This window comes from Streptomyces sp. NPDC049879 (assembly GCF_044461265.1).
Taxonomy (GTDB): domain Bacteria; phylum Actinomycetota; class Actinomycetes; order Streptomycetales; family Streptomycetaceae; genus Streptomyces.
Genome location: NZ_JBITKT010000012.1, coordinates 97380 through 113585, shown reverse-complemented (window position 1 = coordinate 113585; position 16206 = coordinate 97380). Strand labels below are relative to the sequence as shown.

Sequence of the window (16206 nt, the reverse complement as noted above, 5' to 3'; positions counted from 1 at the left end):
CCGGGCGGAACCATGCGGTCGGCGCGGCCGGTTTCCGCCGCCGCGCGGCGGGCCGGCGGCGGCCGGAGCAGGTGCGGGACACCGTAGCCCGGCGGGACAGGCGCGACGATCCGCTTCATGAGGGCGTAACACGCGCTATGCCATCGTCACCTACGTGAAACAAGTGCGGCCATCGACCGAAACGGCCCTCCGAAACGCTGTGGCGAATCCTGACCCGACCGAAAACATGCCCGCACGGGTCGTCGTTCTGAGGAGACGTCCACTTTGATTCCTGAGGAAGTGCAGTCATCGACCAATATCGCCTACGTGGTCATCTGTGCCGCGATGGTGATGCTCATGACTCCTGGTCTCGCCTTCTTCTACGGCGGCATGGTCCGGGTCAAGAGCGCGCTGAACATGCTGATGATGTCCTTCATCTCGCTCGGCATCGTCAGCGTCCTGTGGGTGCTCTACGGTTTCTCGCTGACCTTCAGCGAGACGAGCACCAGTCCGATCCTGGGCAATCTCGACTTCATCGGATTCCAGGACATCACCGTGGACCAGGGTGAGCTGCTGGCCTTCGCCGTGTTCCAGCTGATGTTCGCGATCCTCACCCCGGCGCTGATGAGCGGTGCGCTCGCCGACCGGGTGAAATTCTCCGGCTGGGTCCTCTTCGTCTTCCTGTGGGTGACGGTCGTCTACTTCCCGGTCGCGCACTGGGTGTGGGCCGTCGACCAGGGCTGGCTGTTCAACCAGGGCGTGATCGACTTCGCCGGCGGTACCGCCGTCCACATCAACGCCGGTGCCGGCGGCCTCGCCGCGGCCCTGGTGGTCGGCAAGCGCATCGGGTTCAAGAAGGACCCCATGCGGCCGCACAACCTGCCGATGGTCCTGCTCGGCGCGGCCCTCCTGTGGTTCGGCTGGTTCGGCTTCAACGCCGGCTCCGCCCTGTCGCCGAACGGCACAGCCGCGATGATGGCGCTGAACACGCAGCTCGCCACCGGCGCGGCCGTCCTCGGCTGGCTGATCTACGAGCGCATCCGCCACGGCGCGTTCACGACCCTCGGCGCCGCCTCCGGCGCGATCGCCGGCCTGGTCGCGATCACCCCGTCCGGTGCCAACGTCAACCCGATGGGCGCCGTCCTGATCGGCATCCTCGCCGGTGCCATCTGCGCCTGGGCCGTCGGCCTCAAGTACAAGCTGGGCTTCGACGACTCGCTCGACGTGGTCGGCGTCCACCTCGTGGGCGGTGTCGTCGGCACCCTGCTGGTCGGCTTCCTCGCCACCGAGGGCGCGGGCTTCGAGCAGTTCGGCAAGCAGGCGCTCGGCGCCTTCTCGGTCATGGGCTACTCCTTCGTCGTCACCTACCTGATCGCGCTCCTGGTGCAGAAGACCATCGGCTTCCGCGCCACGGAGGAGGAAGAGGTCGCCGGCCTCGACCTGGCGTACCACGCGGAGACCGGGTACGACTTCAGCCAGACCGGCACCGGCTCCGTGCCGGTCAGCGCAGTCCCGGGTGCCGCCGGCGCGGCGGTCACGGGTGAGAAGAAGGTGGACGCATGAAGCTCATCACCGCGGTGATCAAGCCGCACCGGCTCGACGAGGTCAAGGACGCGCTGCAGGCCTTCGGCGTGCACGGCCTGACCGTCAGCGAGGCCACCGGCTACGGCCGCCAGCGCGGTCACACCGAGGTCTACCGGGGCGCGGAGTACACCGTCGACCTGGTCCCGAAGATCCGCGTCGAGATCCTCACCGAGGACGACGACGCCGAGCAGATCATCGACGTGGTGGTCAGGGCGGCCCGTACCGGCAAGATCGGTGACGGCAAGGTGTGGAGCCTCCCCGTCGAGACCACCGTCCGGGTCCGCACCGGCGAGCGCGGCCCCGACGCCCTGTAGGCCTCCGGACCTCTCCTCGGAACCGGGCGCCACCGAGCCGGGGGCGGCCACCCCCCCGCCCCGCGCGGGGGCCCCCCCCCCCCCCCCCCCCCCCCCCCCCCCCCCCCCCCCCCCCCCCCCCCCCCCCCCCCCCCCCCCCCCCCCCCCCCCCCCCGCACGNNNGGGGGGGGGGGCCCCCCGGGGGGGGGCGCCCCGCCCGCCGGGGCGCCCCCGGCCCCCCCCCCCCCCCCGGGCCCCCCCCGCGGGGGGGGCGCCCCCCCCCCCCCCCGGCGCGGGCGCCCCCGCCCCCGCCCGGCCACCCCACAGACGGCCCCCACACCGGCGAACCTCCCGCACCGGCGAAACCCCCCACCGGCGAAGAAGGGCACCACCGCATGACGGCGGAGACGACACCCACCAGCGGCGGCTACGCGGCCGCGCGCCTGCGCCTCCTCACCGCGGACGGCCCCACCGGGCGCCCGCGCCGCGCCGAACTCGCACGCCTCACCGACACCTGGCTCGCCGGACTCCTCGCCGAGGGACCGCGCCCCGGCCGCGTCGCGCTCGTCGCCGTCGGCGGCTACGGCCGCGGGGAACTCTCGCCGCGCAGCGACCTCGACCTGCTCCTCCTCCACGACGGCACCGCCTCGCGCCAGGAGATCGCCGCACTCGCCGACCACCTCTGGTACCCGGTCTGGGACCTCGGCATCGCCCTCGACCACTCGGTCCGCACCCTCTCCGAGGCCCACGAGACCGCCGCCGCCGACCACAAGGTCCACCTCGGCCTCCTCGACGCACGCCACATCGCGGGCGACGGCGCCCTCACCGCCGAACTGCGCACCGCGCTCCTCGCCCAGTGGCGCGCCCAGGCCCCCGCCCGCCTGCCCGAACTGCACGAGATGGGCCGCGAGCGCGCCCGCCGCTTCGGCGAGCTGCCGTTCCTCCTCGAACCCGACCTCAAGGAGGCACGCGGCGGCCTGCGCGACGCGACCGCCCTGCGCGCCGTCGCCGCCTCCTGGGTCGCCGACGCGCCCCGCGAGGGCCTGGAGGCCGCCCGCAGCACCCTCCTCGACATCCGCGACGCCCTCCACCTCGCCACCGGGCGCGCCACCGACCGCCTCGCCCTGGAGGACCAGGACCAGGTGGCCAAGGCGCTCGGCCTGCTGGACGCCGACGCGCTCCTGCGCCGCGTGTACGAGGCGGGCCGCACGATCGGCTACGCGTCGGACGTCACGTGGCGCGAGGTCGGCCGCGTCCTGCGCGCCCGGTCCGCGCGCCGCCGCCTCCGCACGCTCCTCGGCTCCCGCACCGCCCGCCGCCCCGTGGAGGAGCGCACGCCGCTCGCCGAGGGCGTCGTCGAGCAGGAGGGCGAGGTCGTCCTCGCCCGTACCGCACGCGCCGACCGCGACCCGGTGCTGCCGCTGCGCGCCGCCGCCGCGGCGGCCCAGGCGGGGCTGCCGCTCGCCCTCCCCGCCGTGCACGCCCTGGCCGCCGCCGACGCCCGGCTGCCCGTGCCGTGGCCCGCCGAGGCGCGCGAACAGTTCCTGACCCTGCTCGGCGCGGGCCCCGACACCGTGCCCGTGTGGGAGGCGCTCGAAGCCGCCGGGATCATCACGAAGCTCCTGCCCGACTGGGAACGCGTCCGCTGCCGCCCGCAGCGCAACCCCGTGCACCGCTGGACCGTCGACCGGCACCTCGTCGAGACCGCCGTCCGCGCGTCCGCGCTGACCCGCCGCGTCAGCCGCCCCGACCTCCTCCTCGCCGCCGCCCTGCTGCACGACATCGGCAAGGGCTGGCCTGGCGACCACAGCGTCGCGGGGGAGACCATCGCCCGCGACATGGCGGCCAGGATCGGCTTCGGCCAGGCCGACACCGAGACGCTCGCCACCCTCGTACGCCACCACCTGCTGCTGCCCGAGACGGCGACCCGCCGCGACCTCGACGACCCGGCGACCGTCGCCCTCGTCGCCAAGACCGTCGGCGACCCCGTGACCCTGGAGCTGCTGCACGCCCTCACCGAGGCCGACGCCCTGGCCACCGGCCCCGCCGCCTGGTCCGGCTGGCGCGCCTCGCTGATCGCGGACCTGGTCGCCCGCGTCGGAGCGACCTTCGAGGACGGCGGAACGGCCCGCGCCGTCCCGCCGGTCCCCACCGTCGCGGCCGAACGCCTCGCCGTCGAGGCCTCCCGCACCGGCGCCCCCGTGCTCGCCCTGCTGCCGCGGCCCGAGCGCGGCCCCGCCGCAGGCGACGGCGCCGACGGCCCCGCGACCCGGGACGGCCGGGACGCGGACGCCGAGCCCGAGCCCGAGCCCGTCGGCGTCGAGCTGATCGTCGCCCTCCCCGACCAGCCGGGGGTCCTCCCCGCCATGGCCGGGGTCCTCGCCCTGCACCGCCTCACCGTCAGGTCAGCCGAGCTGCGCTCCATCGACCCCACGGGCCAGGGACCCGTGCTGCTGCTCGACTGGCGCGTGGCCGCCGAGTACGGCTCCCTGCCCCAGGCGGAACGCCTCCGCGCCGACCTCGTCCGCGCCCTCGACGGCTCGCTCGACATCGCCGGACGCCTCGCCGAGCGGGAGGCCGCATACCGCCGCCCGCGCCGCCGCCTGCCCCAGGCGCCGCCGCCGCGCGTCACCGTCGCGCCCCTCGGCTCGCGGCTCGCGACCGTCATCGAGGTCCGCGCCCAGGACGCCCCCGGGCTGCTCCACCGCATCGGGCAGGCCCTGGAGACGGCGGGCGTCTCCGTCCGCAGCGCCCACGTCAGCACGCTCGGCGCCAACGCCGTCGACGCCTTCTACGTCACCGGGCCGGACGGCGCCCCGCTGCCCCCGGACGACGCCGCCCGCCTCGCCGCCGGGATGGAGCGCGCCCTGGCCGCCTGAACCCCGCCACCGGCGGGCTGACCGTTTCCGTGCGGGGCGGATAGGCTGGAGGGCACCGTTCCCCCAGCCGACCCGATGCTCCCCGAGCGTTCCCCCGACCTCTAAGGAACAGTCAGCGCCGTGTTCGACACTCTCTCCGACCGCCTTGCGGCAACGTTCAAGAACCTCCGCGGCAAGGGCCGTCTGAGCGAGGCGGACATCGACGCCACGACGCGTGAGATCAGGATCGCGCTGCTGGAGGCCGACGTCGCGCTGCCGGTCGTGCGCGCGTTCATCAAGCAGGTCAAGGAACGCGCCCTCGGCGCCGAGGTGTCCAAGGCGCTGAACCCCGGCCAGCAGGTCGTCAAGATCGTCAACGAGGAACTGGTCGGCATCCTCGGCGGCGAGACGCGGCGGCTGCGGTTCGCGAAGACCGCGCCGACCGTCATCATGCTCGCGGGCCTCCAGGGCGCGGGCAAGACGACCCTGGCCGGCAAGCTCGGCCGCTGGCTGAAGGGCCAGGGCCACACCCCGCTGCTCGTCGCCTGCGACCTCCAGCGCCCCAACGCCGTGAACCAGCTGTCCGTCGTCGCCGAGCGCGCGGGCGTCGCCGTCTACGCGCCCGAGCCGGGCAACGGCGTCGGCGACCCCGTCAAGGTCGCCGAGGACTCGATCGTCTTCGCGCGCGACAAGCAGTACGACGTCGTGATCGTGGACACCGCGGGCCGCCTCGGCATCGACGAGGAACTGATGCGCCAGGCCGCGGACATCCGCGACGCCGTGCGCCCCGACGAGGTCCTCTTCGTCGTGGACGCCATGATCGGCCAGGACGCGGTGACCACCGCCGAGGCGTTCCGCGACGGCGTCGGCTTCGACGGCGTGGTGCTCTCCAAGCTCGACGGCGACGCGCGCGGCGGCGCGGCCCTGTCCATCGCGCAGATCACCGGCCGCCAGATCATGTTCGCCTCCAACGGCGAGAAGCTGGACGAGTTCGACGCGTTCCACCCCGACCGGATGGCCTCCCGCATCCTCGGCATGGGCGACGTCCTCAGCCTCATCGAGCAGGCGGAGCGCACCTTCTCCCAGGAGGAGGCCGAGAAGCTCGCGGGCAAGCTGGCCAAGGGCCCCAAGGAGTTCACCCTCGACGACTTCCTGTCCCAGATGGAACAGGTCCGCAAGATGGGCTCCCTGTCCAAGCTGCTCGGCATGATGCCCGGCATGGGCCAGATGCGCGAGCAGATCAACAACCTGGACGAGCGCGAGGTCGACCGCACCGCCGCGATCATCAAGTCCATGACGCCCGCCGAGCGCAACGACCCGAAGATCATCAACGGCTCGCGGCGCGCCCGCATCGCGCGCGGCTCCGGCGTGGACGTCTCGGCCGTCAAGGGCCTCGTGGAACGGTTCTTCGATGCGCGCAAGATGATGTCCCGCATGGCGCAGGGCGGCGGGATGCCCGGCATGCCCGGCATCCCCGGGATGGGCGGCGGCGGCAAGCGCAAGGGCAAGCAGCAGCAGAAGCGCGGCAAGGGCGCCCGCAGGTCGGGCAACCCGATGAAGCGCCGCGAGGAGGAGGCGCAGCGCGCCGACGGCACCTTCGGTGCCACGGGCGCCGACCCCTCCGACTTCGAACTGCCCAAGGAATTTCGGGACATCCTGCCCCCGAAGTGACGCTCCCGTACGGGGCGCGCGGATACGGATTCACGCTCGGACCGCCGCGCCCCGTACCATCTCCGCCATGGCAAAGGCTCCCGTACTCACCCCCCAGGCGGATGACTTCCCGCGCTGGTACCAGGACGTGATCAGCAAGGCGGAACTGGCGGAGAACGGCCCGGTGCGCGGCACCATGGTCATCCGACCGTACGGGTACGGCCTGTGGGAGCGGATGCAGGCGGAGCTGGACGCCCGGATCAAGGCGTCGGGCGCGCGCAACGCCTACTTCCCCCTCTTCATCCCCCAGTCGTACATGACCAAGGAAGCCGAGCACGTCGAGGGCTTCGCCCCCGAGCTGGCGGTCGTGACGCACGGCGGCGGGAAGCAGCTGGAGGAGCCCGCCGTCGTGCGGCCCACCTCCGAGATGATCATCAACGCCTCGTTCGCCCGCTGGGTGCAGAGCTACCGCGACCTGCCCCTCCTGATCAACCAGTGGGCCAACGTGGTCCGCTGGGAGATGCGGCCCCGTGTCTTCCTGCGCACCACCGAGTTCCTCTGGCAGGAGGGCCACACGGCGCACGCCACCTACGAGGAGGCGCGCGACTACGCGGCGCACATCCACCGCGAGGTCTACCACGACTTCATGCAGAACGTGCTGGCCATCGACGTGGTGCCGGGCGTCAAGTCCCCCTCCGAGCGCTTCGCGGGCGCCATCAACACCCGCACGCTCGAAGGCATGATGGGCGACGGCAAGGCCCTCCAGATGGGCACCAGCCACGAGCTGGGGCAGAACTTCGCGCGCGCCTTCGACACCCGCTTCCTCTCCCGCGAGGGCAGCCGCGACCTGGTCTGGCAGACGTCCTGGGGCGCCTCGACCCGCATGGTCGGCGGCCTGATCATGTCGCACGGCGACGACAACGGCCTGCGCATCCCGCCGCGCCTCGCCGCCGTCCAGGCCGTCGTCCTCGCGATCAAGGACGACCCGGAGGTCCTGGAGACCGTCCGCAGGATCGGCGCCGCGCTGGCGGACGCCGGGGTCCGTGTCGAGGTGGACGACCGCACCGACACCCCCTTCGGCCGCCGCGCCGTCGACTGGGAGCTGAAGGGCGTCCCGGTCCGCGTCGAGGTGGGCCCGCGCGACGTCGCGGCCGGTACCGCGATGCTCGTCCGCCGCATCCCCGGCGGCAAGGAGCCGGTCGCCCTGGACGCGCTGCCGTCGCTGCTGCCCGGCCTGCTGGAGGAGGACCAGGCGCTGCTGCTGCGCCAGTCCCGCGAGCGCCGCGAGTCCCGTACGAGCGACGTGCGGACCGTCGAGGAGGCCGTGGAGGCCGCCGCGGCGGGCGGCTGGGCGCGCCTGCCCTGGTCCGAGGTGGGCGAGGAGGGCGAGAAGCGGCTCGCGCAGGACGCCGTCACGGTGCGCTGCCTGGTCGGCGCGGACGGTTCCGTGCCCGAGGCGGTCGACGGGGAGGTCCCGCCCGGCACCCTCGCGGTCGTCGGCCGCTCGTACTGACGCGCGGGTCCCGCCCGCCGGACCCCCCGGCGGGCGGGGCGTACGCCCCGGGCGCGCGGCGGCGGAATGAAGCCGAACTGACTGGTAAGTGCAAATTCGGGGACTTGACCCGGAATCGGAACACCCCGGGGGACTCGCTCGTTAGGTACGACGTGAGCACGACACCACCAGTTCTCGCCGCCGAGCTGGCACACGCGTGGGCCGACATTCAACGGCACCACCCGGAGCTGCCGGACCTGGCCGCCCCCGAGTCCCTGATCGGAGAGTCGTCGTCCGCCTGCGGCTCCGAGCTCTCCTTCGAAAGGCTGCTGCACGAGGCCGTGCACGGCATCGCCGCCGCGCGGGGTGTCCGGGACACCTCGCGGGCCGGGCGCTACCACAACAGACGGTTCCTCGCGATCGCCGAGGAGCTGGGTCTCGAACACGTCGAGGACCCCCACCCGAGCAGTGGGTTCTCGCTCGTCGCCATGACGCCGGAGACCCGGCGCCGCTACCGGCCCACGGCCGAGCGGCTGGCCCGTGCCCTGAAGGCGCACAACGTGGCCACCGCCACCGACACCAAGCGCACCTTCCGCGGCCCCGCCGCGCGGCACGGCTCCTCCGGGGGCGGCGTCCGGGTCAAGGCCGTCTGCGAGTGCGGACGGAACGTCCGGGTCGTCCCGTCCGTCCTGGCGCAGGCGCCCATCGTCTGCGGGGCGTGCAAGAAGCCGTTCCAGATCGTGGAGGCGCTGACCGCGTCGGCACCCCACTGACGTCCTGTGGCACAATGGGCGGCTGAACTCGACAGTCGCACAGGACCCTCTCTCCTCCGGCTGGCGCGTCCATCGGGCCCGTGGCGCCGCATCCCCACGCGGAGACCGGCTGTGGCCCATCACGTCAACATGCAGGAGACACCACTCCCGTGGCCGTCAAGATCAAGCTGAAGCGACTGGGCAAGATCCGGTCGCCCCACTACCGCATCATCGTCGCCGACTCCCGCACCCGCCGGGACGGCCGCGCCATCGAGGAACTGGGCCTGTACCACCCGGTGCAGAACCCGTCGCGCATCGAGGTCGACTCGGAGCGCGTGCAGTACTGGCTGGGTGTCGGCGCGCAGCCGACCGAGCCCGTCCTGGCGATCCTCAAGGTCACCGGCGACTGGCAGCAGTTCAAGGGCCTCCCGGCTCCGCCGCCCATGCAGGTGGCCGAGCCCAAGCCCGACAAGCGCGCCGTCTTCGAGGCCGCCGCCAAGGCGACCGGCGGTGAGGCCCGTGGCGAGGCCATCACCCCGAAGAAGAAGGCCGAGAAGAAGGCGGACGCCGAGGCCGCCGAGGCCCCGGCCGAGACGACCGAGGGCTGAGAATGCTCGAAGAGGCCCTGGAACACCTGGTGAAGGGCATCGTCGATCACCCCGATGAGGTCCAGGTCGCCTCCCGCACCCTGCGCCGCGGACGTACGCTCGAGGTCCGGGTCCACCCCGACGACCTCGGCAAGGTGATCGGCCGCAACGGCCGCACCGCCAGGTCGCTGCGCACGGTCGTGGGCGCGCTCGGCGGGAAGGGCATCCGCGTCGACCTGGTCGACGCGGACGACATCCGCTGAGGGCGCGCAAGGCATCGCACGAAGGGCCGGGGGCGGATCGCCGCCCCCGGCCCTTCGTGACGTCCGTGGCCGGACCCGACGGGTCCGCCGAACCGAGGAGTGGGAACAGAGCAGTGCACCTGGTCGTCGCGCGCATCGGCCGCGCCCATGGCATCAAGGGCGAGGTGTCCGTCGAGGTACGGACCGACGAGCCCGAACTGCGGCTCGCCCCCGGCAGCGTGCTGGTCACCGAACCGGACACCGCGGGCCCGCTGACCATCGAGAGCGGCCGGGTCCACAGCGGCCGGCTGCTGCTGCGCTTCGCGGGCGTCACCGACCGCTCCGGCGCCGAGGCACTCCGCAACACCCTGCTCCTCGCCGAGGTGGACCCGGACGAACTCCCGGACGACCCCGAGGAGTACTACGACCACCAGCTCACCGGCCTCGACGTCGTGACGGCCGGGGGCGAGGCGGTGGGCACCGTGCGTGAGATCGCGCACCTGCCGAGCCAGGACCTGCTGATCGTCGCCCGTCCTGGCGGCGGCGAGGTGATGGTGCCGTTCGTCTCCGAGATCGTGCCGGAGGTGGACGTACGGGAGCGCCGCGTGGTGATCGACCCGCCGCCCGGCCTGCTGGAGGACGTGGACCCGGGTGACGGCGGTGGCGACGACGGGGACGGCGCCAGGTGAGGATAGACGTCGTCACGATCTTCCCCGAGTACCTGGAGCCGCTGGACGTCTCCCTCGTCGGCAAGGCCCGCGCCCGGGGACAGCTCGACGTGCGCGTCCACGACCTGCGCGCCTGGACGCACGACCGGCACCACACGGTGGACGACACCCCCTACGGCGGCGGCCCCGGCATGGTCATGAAGCCCGAGCCCTGGGGCGAGGCACTGGACGCCGTGCTGGCCTCAGACGGCGGCGCTGACGGTGGTGACGGGGACGGCGGCCCGGTGCTCGTCGTGCCGACGCCGAGCGGGCGCCCGTTCACCCAGGAACTGGCCGTCGAGCTGGCCGCGCGCCCGTGGCTCGTCTTCACCCCGGCGCGCTACGAGGGCATCGACCGCCGCGTGATCGACGACTACGCCGCCCGCTGCGACGTCCGTGAGGTGTCCATCGGCGACTACGTCCTGGCCGGCGGCGAGGCCCCCGTCCTCGTGATGGTCGAGGCCATCGCCCGGCTGCTGCCCGGCGTGCTGGGCAACGCCGAGTCGCACCGCGACGACTCGTTCGCCCCCGGCGCGATGGCCGGGCTCCTGGAGGGGCCCGTCTACACCAAGCCGCCGGAGTGGCGCGGGCGCGAGGTGCCCGAGGTCCTCGTCAGCGGCCACCACGGGCGGATCGGCCGCTGGCGCCGCGACGAGGCCCTGCGCCGCACGAGCGCGAACCGCCCCGACCTCGTCGCGGGCGCCGACCCGGAGGCGTTCGACAAGCACGACCGCGCCACCCTCGCCGAGCTGGGCTGGGAGCCGGGTCCCGACGGGCGATTTGGGCGGTCGTCGCGGCCCGTGGAAGAATAGGCCGTCGGCCCGGCATTCCGCCCGGCGCGCGACCCTGCCACAGGGGGACCGCCGCCCGCCCGCGGAGCCGGGGCCCGAGCACACACCCAGACACCACGTACCGCCGTTGACCTGTGGCACCGGCGAAGAGAGCAGCAGGTCATGAACCTCCTCGACAGCGTCGACGCCGCCTCCAAGCGCGACGACATCCCCGCCTTCCGGCCCGGCGACACGGTCAACGTGCACGTCCGCGTCATCGAGGGCAACCGCTCCCGTGTCCAGCAGTTCAAGGGCGTCGTCATCCGCCGCCAGGGCGCGGGCATCCGGGAGACCTTCACCGTCCGCAAGGTGAGCTTCGGCGTCGGCGTGGAGCGCACCTTCCCGGTCCACACGCCGGTCGTGGAGAAGATCGAGGTCGTCACGCGCGGCGCCGTCCGCCGCGCGAAGCTGTACTACCTGCGCAACCTGCGCGGCAAGGCGGCCAAGATCAAGGAGAAGCGCGACAACTGAGCAGGTCCTCCGTCCGGTTACCATCACGGCGTGACGGATACCGACGCACGGCCCCCGGAGCGCGATCCCGCCTCCCGCCCTTCGCCCGGCGGGTGGTGGCGGTCGCGCTCCGCGCGTCTGTGGACCGCCGCGGTCGCCGCGACGGTGGTCGTCACCTGGTGCGTGAGCGCGTGGATCGTCCAGCCGTTCCGCATCCCCAGCGGCTCCATGGAGGGCACGCTGCGGGCCGGGGACAGGGTGCTCGTCGACAAGCTGGCGTACCGCTTCGGGGACCCGGTGCGGCGCGGGGACGTGATCGTCTTCGACGGCACGGGCTCGTTCACCGCCGCCGAGCCGCCCGACGACCGGGGGCCGCTGCTCGGCCTGCTGCACGGCGCCGCCGCGGCGGTCGGGCTCGCCGAGCCGGCGGAGACCGACTTCGTGAAGCGCGTCATCGGCGTCGGCGGCGACCATGTCCGCTGCTGCGACGACCGGGGCCGGATCGAGGTGAACGGCGAGCCGCTGGACGAGCCGTACCTGTACCCGGGCGACGCGCCGTCCGAGGTCGGGTTTGACATCGAGGTGCCGGAGGGACGCTTGTGGGTGATGGGCGACCACCGCTCCGACTCCGCGGACTCACGGCAGTACCTCGGCTCCCCCGGGGGCGGCACGGTCCCCGTGGACCGGGTCGTCGGGCGGGTGCAGTGGATCGCGTGGCCGGTCGGCCGCTGGGGATCGGTGGACTCAGGGGATGAGTGACCAGGACCGGGACCACGCGCCCCCGCCGGAAGGCGGCCGCCGCCACGCCGGGCACCGGCGGGCCGGGGGCGGCAGGGCGCGGCGCGAGCCGGTCGCCGCGTCCTCGGGCGCGGGCGCGGCGGAGGAGCCGCGCGCCACACTGCGCGGTCCCGGCGAGGGCCGGGCGGACCGGCGGCGGGCCGCCCGGCGCATCAGGCGGCGCAGGCGGCTGCGGGCCACCCGCGAGGTGCCGCTGCTCGTCGGCACGGCGCTGCTGATCGCGGTGGTGCTGAAGACGTTCCTGGTCCAGGCGTTCGTGATCCCCAGCGGCTCGATGGAGCAGACGATACGGATCAACGACCGCGTGCTCGTGGACAAGCTGACGCCGTGGTTCGGCTGGGAGCCGGACCGCGGCGACGTCGTGGTCTTCCGCGACCCGGGCGGCTGGCTCCAGGGCGAGCAGGCGGGGCAGGGCGACGACGCCCCGGTCGGGATCAAGCAGGTCAGGGACGCGCTCACCTGGATCGGGCTGCTGCCGTCGGCCGACGACCAGGACCTCATTAAGCGGGTCGTCGGCGTCGGCGGCGACACGGTCGCCTGCTGCGACGCCGGGGGCCGGGTGACGGTCAACGGCGCGCCGCTCGACGAGCCGTACCTCCACCCCGGGGACGCGCCGTCGGAGATCGAGTTCGAGGTGACCGTCCCCGAGGGCCGCCTCTTCGTCCTCGGCGACCACCGGTCGGACTCCTCGGATTCCCGCTACCACCTCGACGACGAGTGGCAGGGTACGGTACCCGTTGACCTTCTCGTGGGCCGGGCGGTCGTGATCGCGTGGCCGTTCTCCCACTGGCGGGGACTCGGTGACGACGGTCCGTTCGCGGAGGTGCCGGAACCGGGGGCGGGCGCCGCCGCGGCCCGCGCGGGCCCTGGCGCCGAGGCGGGCCGCGAGGAGATGGCGTCACTGCCGATCCCTGTGGAACTCCCGCTCGTTATGGGAGTGGTGGGCCTGTCGCGGTGGCGGATCGGGCTGGAGCGGAGCGTGAGGAGCGGATGTGGGGGATGTGGCCGTGGATGCGCGGGCCGGAGCGGACGAGCCGGGGGACGACCGGCCGGTGACGCCGGGTGCCGGAGCGTCCGACGAAGGGTCCCCCCGTCCGGACGGCGCCGCCGTGCGCCCGGGCGAGGGCGACGAGGCGGCGGTGGATGACGCCACCGCGGGCGAGCGGGCCGTGGGCTCTCCCGACGGGCCGGACGCGCCGGACGCCGACGGGACGGGCGGTGCGGGAGACGGCGGCGACGGGCCGGCCGACGACGGGGCCGCGGCCCCGGGCGGCGGCAGGCACGGGCGCAAGGCCGCCAAGCAGCGGTCGTTCTGGAAGGAGCTGCCGCTGCTGATCGGCATCGCGATCGTCCTCGCGCTGCTCATCAAGACGTTCCTGGTGCAGGCGTTCTCCATCCCGTCGCTGTCGATGCAGGACACCCTGCAGCGCGGGGACCGCGTGCTCGTGGACAAGCTGACGCCGTGGTTCGGCTGGGAGCCGTCCAGGGGCGAGGTCGTCGTCTTCCACGACCCGGGCGGCTGGCTGGACGACGGCCCCGAGGACGAGGGCGGCATCGGGTCGGCGCTGCGCACCGGGCTGAGCGCGATCGGGCTCATGCCGTCCGACGAGGACCAGGACCTGATCAAGCGTGTGATCGCCGTCGGCGGCGACACCGTGGAGTGCCAGCAGGGCGGCCAGGTCGTCGTCAACGGGCAGGAGCTGGACGAGTCGGACTACCTGTTCCCGGGCAACACCCCGTGCGACGACCAGCCGTTCGGCCCGATCACCGTCCCCGAGGGGCGGCTGTGGGTCATGGGCGACCACCGGCAGAACTCCCTGGACTCGCGCTACCACCAGAACCTGGAGGGCGGCGGCACCATCTCCGAGGACGAGGTCGTCGGCCGCGCCATCGTCGTCGCCTGGCCGGTGACGCGCTGGAGCACCCTGCCCGTGCCCGGCACGTTCGACTCCGTGACGAGTGCGGCGGCCGTGGTCGCGCCGGGCGCGGTCGGCCTCGCGGGCGCCGTGCCGCTGGTCCTGTGGCGGCGGCGCGTGGTGCTGCGCCGCCCGGAGGACGCGGCCGCCGTCCGGGACGGCGGGGAAGACGGCACGCGGGGCTGACCCCGGCCCGCCGCCCTCGATAGGGTCTCCACCGGCCCGTCGGCGGATCGCCGGCGGAGAGGGGAGGGGACCCGATGGGCGGTGCGGTGGACGGCGGGCGCGGCAGGGGACGGCTGCTGTCCGGGGCGGCCGTGGCCGTCGGGTGCGTGCTCTTCCTCGGCGGCTTCGTGCTGGCCGCGCTGCTGTACCAGCCGTACACCGTGCCGACGGGGTCGATGGCCCCGGCGGTGGCGGCCGGTGACCGTGTCCTCGCCCAGCGCGTCGACGGGGACGACGTGCGGCGCGGGGACGTCGTGGTGTTCCGCGACGAGACGTGGGGCGACATCCCGATGCTGAAGCGTGTCGTCGGCGTCGGCGGGGACGAGGTCGCGTGCTGCGACGCGGAGGGACGGCTGCGGATCAACGGCGAGCCGGTCACCGAGCCCTATGTGCACTCCCGCCACGGCGCCTCGGCCACGGGCTTCGACGTCACGGTTCCGGACGGCGAGCTGTTCGTCCTCGGCGACGACCGGATGGACTCGCTCGACTCGCGCAGCCACATCACGGAGACACAGACCGGGACCGTGCCGCGCGAGACGGTGGAGGCCCGGGTCGAGGCGACGGTCTGGCCGCTCGGCAGGCTGGGCGGCCTGCCGAGCCCCGGCGGTTTCGCGGATCTGCCGGGCGGGATCTCGGAACCGGGACCGCTGCGGCCCCTGTGCTGGGCCATGGGCGGCGGGGCCGTGCTGATCTTCGCGGGCGCCGCGTACGGGCCGCTCGCCCGCCGGGCGTCCCGGACGGGCCACCGGCGGCGTGCCGACGCGGCCGGTGGCGCACAATGAGGTAACGCACGGCTGAAGGGGATCACGCCATGAGTGCCGAAGACCTCGAAAAGTACGAGACCGATATGGAGCTGAAGCTCTACCGGGAGTACCGGGACGTGGTCGGGCTCTTCACCTATGTGATCGAGACCGAACGCCGTTTCTACCTCACCAACGACTACGAGATGCAGGTGCACTCGGTGCAGGGCGAGGTGTTCTTCGAGGTGTCGATGGCGGACGCGTGGGTGTGGGACATGTACCGCCCGGCGCGGTTCGTGAAGCAGGTCCGCGTCCTGACCTTCAAGGACGTCAACATCGAGGAGCTGAACCGCAGCGAACTCGACCTTCCGGAGGACTCGGGCTTCGGCGGCGGCCGGAGCACCTGACGCCCCGGGCTTCACCCGTACGGGCGACGGCGCTGTCCACAGGTGGCGGGTTGTCCACAGATTCACCGCCCGGCTCCCGGGCGCGGCGTGACCGGTGCAGGGTGGTCCCATGCTGTCCGTGATCGCGTCACCACTGGTCGTTCTCCTCCTGCTCCTGTCCGTCCCGGCGCCGGCCGCGCCGCCGTCCGACGGAGCGGCCGAGGTGGAGGGGCTGCCGCTGTGGCCGGTGCCGGGCTCGGACGGCGGGCGCCGTCCGGCCGTGGACCGCGCGTACGACCCGCCGCCCGCCCCGTGGCAGGCCGGGCACCGGGGCGTGGACCTGCTCACGGACGCGGGCGCCCCGGTGCGGGCCGCGGGACCCGGGCGTGTGACCTTCGCCGGACAGGTCGCCGGTCGCGGCGTGGTCACCGTCGAACTCGACGGCAGCGGTGCACCACCGGTCAGGATCACGCACGAACCGCTCTCCGTCGCCGTCACCACGGGCGACCGCGTGGCGGCGGGCGCGCTGCTCGGCACCCTCGCCGCCGGTCCTGGACACTGCGCGGCGCCCTGCCTGCACTGGGGCGCGACGCGGGACGGCGCCTATCTCGACCCGCTGACACTGCTGCGGCCCGACCTGCTGCGCGCGGGCCCGTCCCGCCTGCTCCCGACGACCGGCGTTCCCCTCCCCGAGGGGTGACATGGACCGGATACCGT

17 protein-coding genes are annotated in these 16206 nt (G+C 73.8%); all 17 read left to right on the top strand.

Going from position 1 to position 16206, the window contains the following annotated elements; all coding sequences use genetic code 11:
* Positions 1-306: 306 nt before the first annotated feature.
* The 17 genes from ACIBPC_RS30310 (at position 307) to ACIBPC_RS30230 (ending at position 16189) form a co-directional block, all read left to right on the top strand.
* Positions 307-1542, top strand: coding sequence for an ammonium transporter (locus ACIBPC_RS30310; RefSeq protein ID WP_398849092.1), 1236 nt, complete (start codon positions 307-309; stop codon positions 1540-1542).
* Positions 1539-1877 carry a P-II family nitrogen regulator gene (locus ACIBPC_RS30305; protein WP_362968243.1) on the top strand — a complete coding sequence of 113 codons (339 nt, stop codon included), beginning with the start codon at positions 1539-1541 and terminating at the stop codon, positions 1875-1877. The genes ACIBPC_RS30310 and ACIBPC_RS30305 overlap by 4 nt, the downstream gene beginning before the upstream one ends.
* Before the next feature lie 374 nt (positions 1878-2251).
* Positions 2252-4735, top strand: a complete 2484-nt coding sequence (locus ACIBPC_RS30300) for a [protein-PII] uridylyltransferase (RefSeq protein WP_362965141.1) — start codon at positions 2252-2254, stop codon at positions 4733-4735.
* A 120-nt stretch (positions 4736-4855) separates the two neighbouring features.
* Positions 4856-6385, top strand: coding sequence for a signal recognition particle protein (gene ffh, locus ACIBPC_RS30295; protein WP_398849089.1), 1530 nt, complete (start codon positions 4856-4858; stop codon positions 6383-6385).
* Positions 6386-6452: 67 nt separating this feature from the next.
* Positions 6453-7877 carry a proline--tRNA ligase gene (gene proS, locus ACIBPC_RS30290; protein WP_362965145.1) on the top strand — a complete coding sequence of 475 codons (1425 nt, stop codon included), beginning with the start codon at positions 6453-6455 and terminating at the stop codon, positions 7875-7877.
* Positions 7878-8029: 152 nt separating this feature from the next.
* Entirely contained in the window at positions 8030-8629 is a 600-nt protein-coding gene (locus tag ACIBPC_RS30285; RefSeq protein WP_362965147.1) for a hypothetical protein, read from the top strand.
* 149 nt (positions 8630-8778) lie between these two features.
* Positions 8779-9216 (top strand): 30S ribosomal protein S16, encoded by a 438-nt coding sequence (rpsP, locus tag ACIBPC_RS30280; protein ID WP_362965149.1) that lies wholly within the window; start codon positions 8779-8781, stop codon positions 9214-9216.
* 2 nt (positions 9217-9218) lie between these two features.
* Positions 9219-9458 (top strand): RNA-binding protein, encoded by a 240-nt coding sequence (locus ACIBPC_RS30275; RefSeq protein ID WP_052852049.1) that lies wholly within the window; start codon positions 9219-9221, stop codon positions 9456-9458.
* Positions 9459-9571: 113 nt separating this feature from the next.
* Positions 9572-10126: a ribosome maturation factor RimM gene (rimM, locus tag ACIBPC_RS30270; protein WP_398849086.1), complete on the top strand. Its 555-nt coding sequence runs from the start codon at positions 9572-9574 to the stop codon at positions 10124-10126.
* Positions 10123-10956 (top strand): tRNA (guanosine(37)-N1)-methyltransferase TrmD, encoded by an 834-nt coding sequence (trmD, locus tag ACIBPC_RS30265; protein WP_398849083.1) that lies wholly within the window; start codon positions 10123-10125, stop codon positions 10954-10956. The genes rimM and trmD overlap by 4 nt, the downstream gene beginning before the upstream one ends.
* Positions 10957-11097: 141 nt before the next feature.
* The gene (gene rplS / locus ACIBPC_RS30260) at positions 11098-11445 is read left to right on the top strand and encodes a 50S ribosomal protein L19 (protein WP_362965155.1); all 348 of its coding nucleotides are present in this window, start codon (positions 11098-11100) and stop codon (positions 11443-11445) included.
* A 30-nt stretch (positions 11446-11475) separates the two neighbouring features.
* Entirely contained in the window at positions 11476-12183 is a 708-nt protein-coding gene (lepB, locus tag ACIBPC_RS30255; protein ID WP_398849080.1) for a signal peptidase I, read from the top strand.
* A complete protein-coding gene (gene lepB / locus ACIBPC_RS30250; RefSeq protein WP_398849078.1) occupies positions 12176-13369 on the top strand; it encodes a signal peptidase I in 1194 nt (397 codons plus the stop codon). The genes lepB (ACIBPC_RS30255) and lepB (ACIBPC_RS30250) overlap by 8 nt, the downstream gene beginning before the upstream one ends.
* Entirely contained in the window at positions 13275-14324 is a 1050-nt protein-coding gene (gene lepB / locus ACIBPC_RS30245) for a signal peptidase I (protein WP_398849076.1), read from the top strand. Before lepB (ACIBPC_RS30250) ends, lepB (ACIBPC_RS30245) begins: the two co-directional genes overlap by 95 nt.
* Positions 14325-14398: 74 nt before the next feature.
* Positions 14399-15145: a signal peptidase I gene (gene lepB, locus ACIBPC_RS30240; RefSeq protein ID WP_398849074.1), complete on the top strand. Its 747-nt coding sequence runs from the start codon at positions 14399-14401 to the stop codon at positions 15143-15145.
* Between the two features lie 29 nt (positions 15146-15174).
* Positions 15175-15510 (top strand): DUF2469 domain-containing protein, encoded by a 336-nt coding sequence (locus ACIBPC_RS30235; protein WP_362965164.1) that lies wholly within the window; start codon positions 15175-15177, stop codon positions 15508-15510.
* 109 nt (positions 15511-15619) lie between these two features.
* Entirely contained in the window at positions 15620-16189 is a 570-nt protein-coding gene (locus ACIBPC_RS30230; RefSeq protein ID WP_398849072.1) for a murein hydrolase activator EnvC family protein, read from the top strand.
* Positions 16190-16206: the final 17 nt, after the last annotated feature.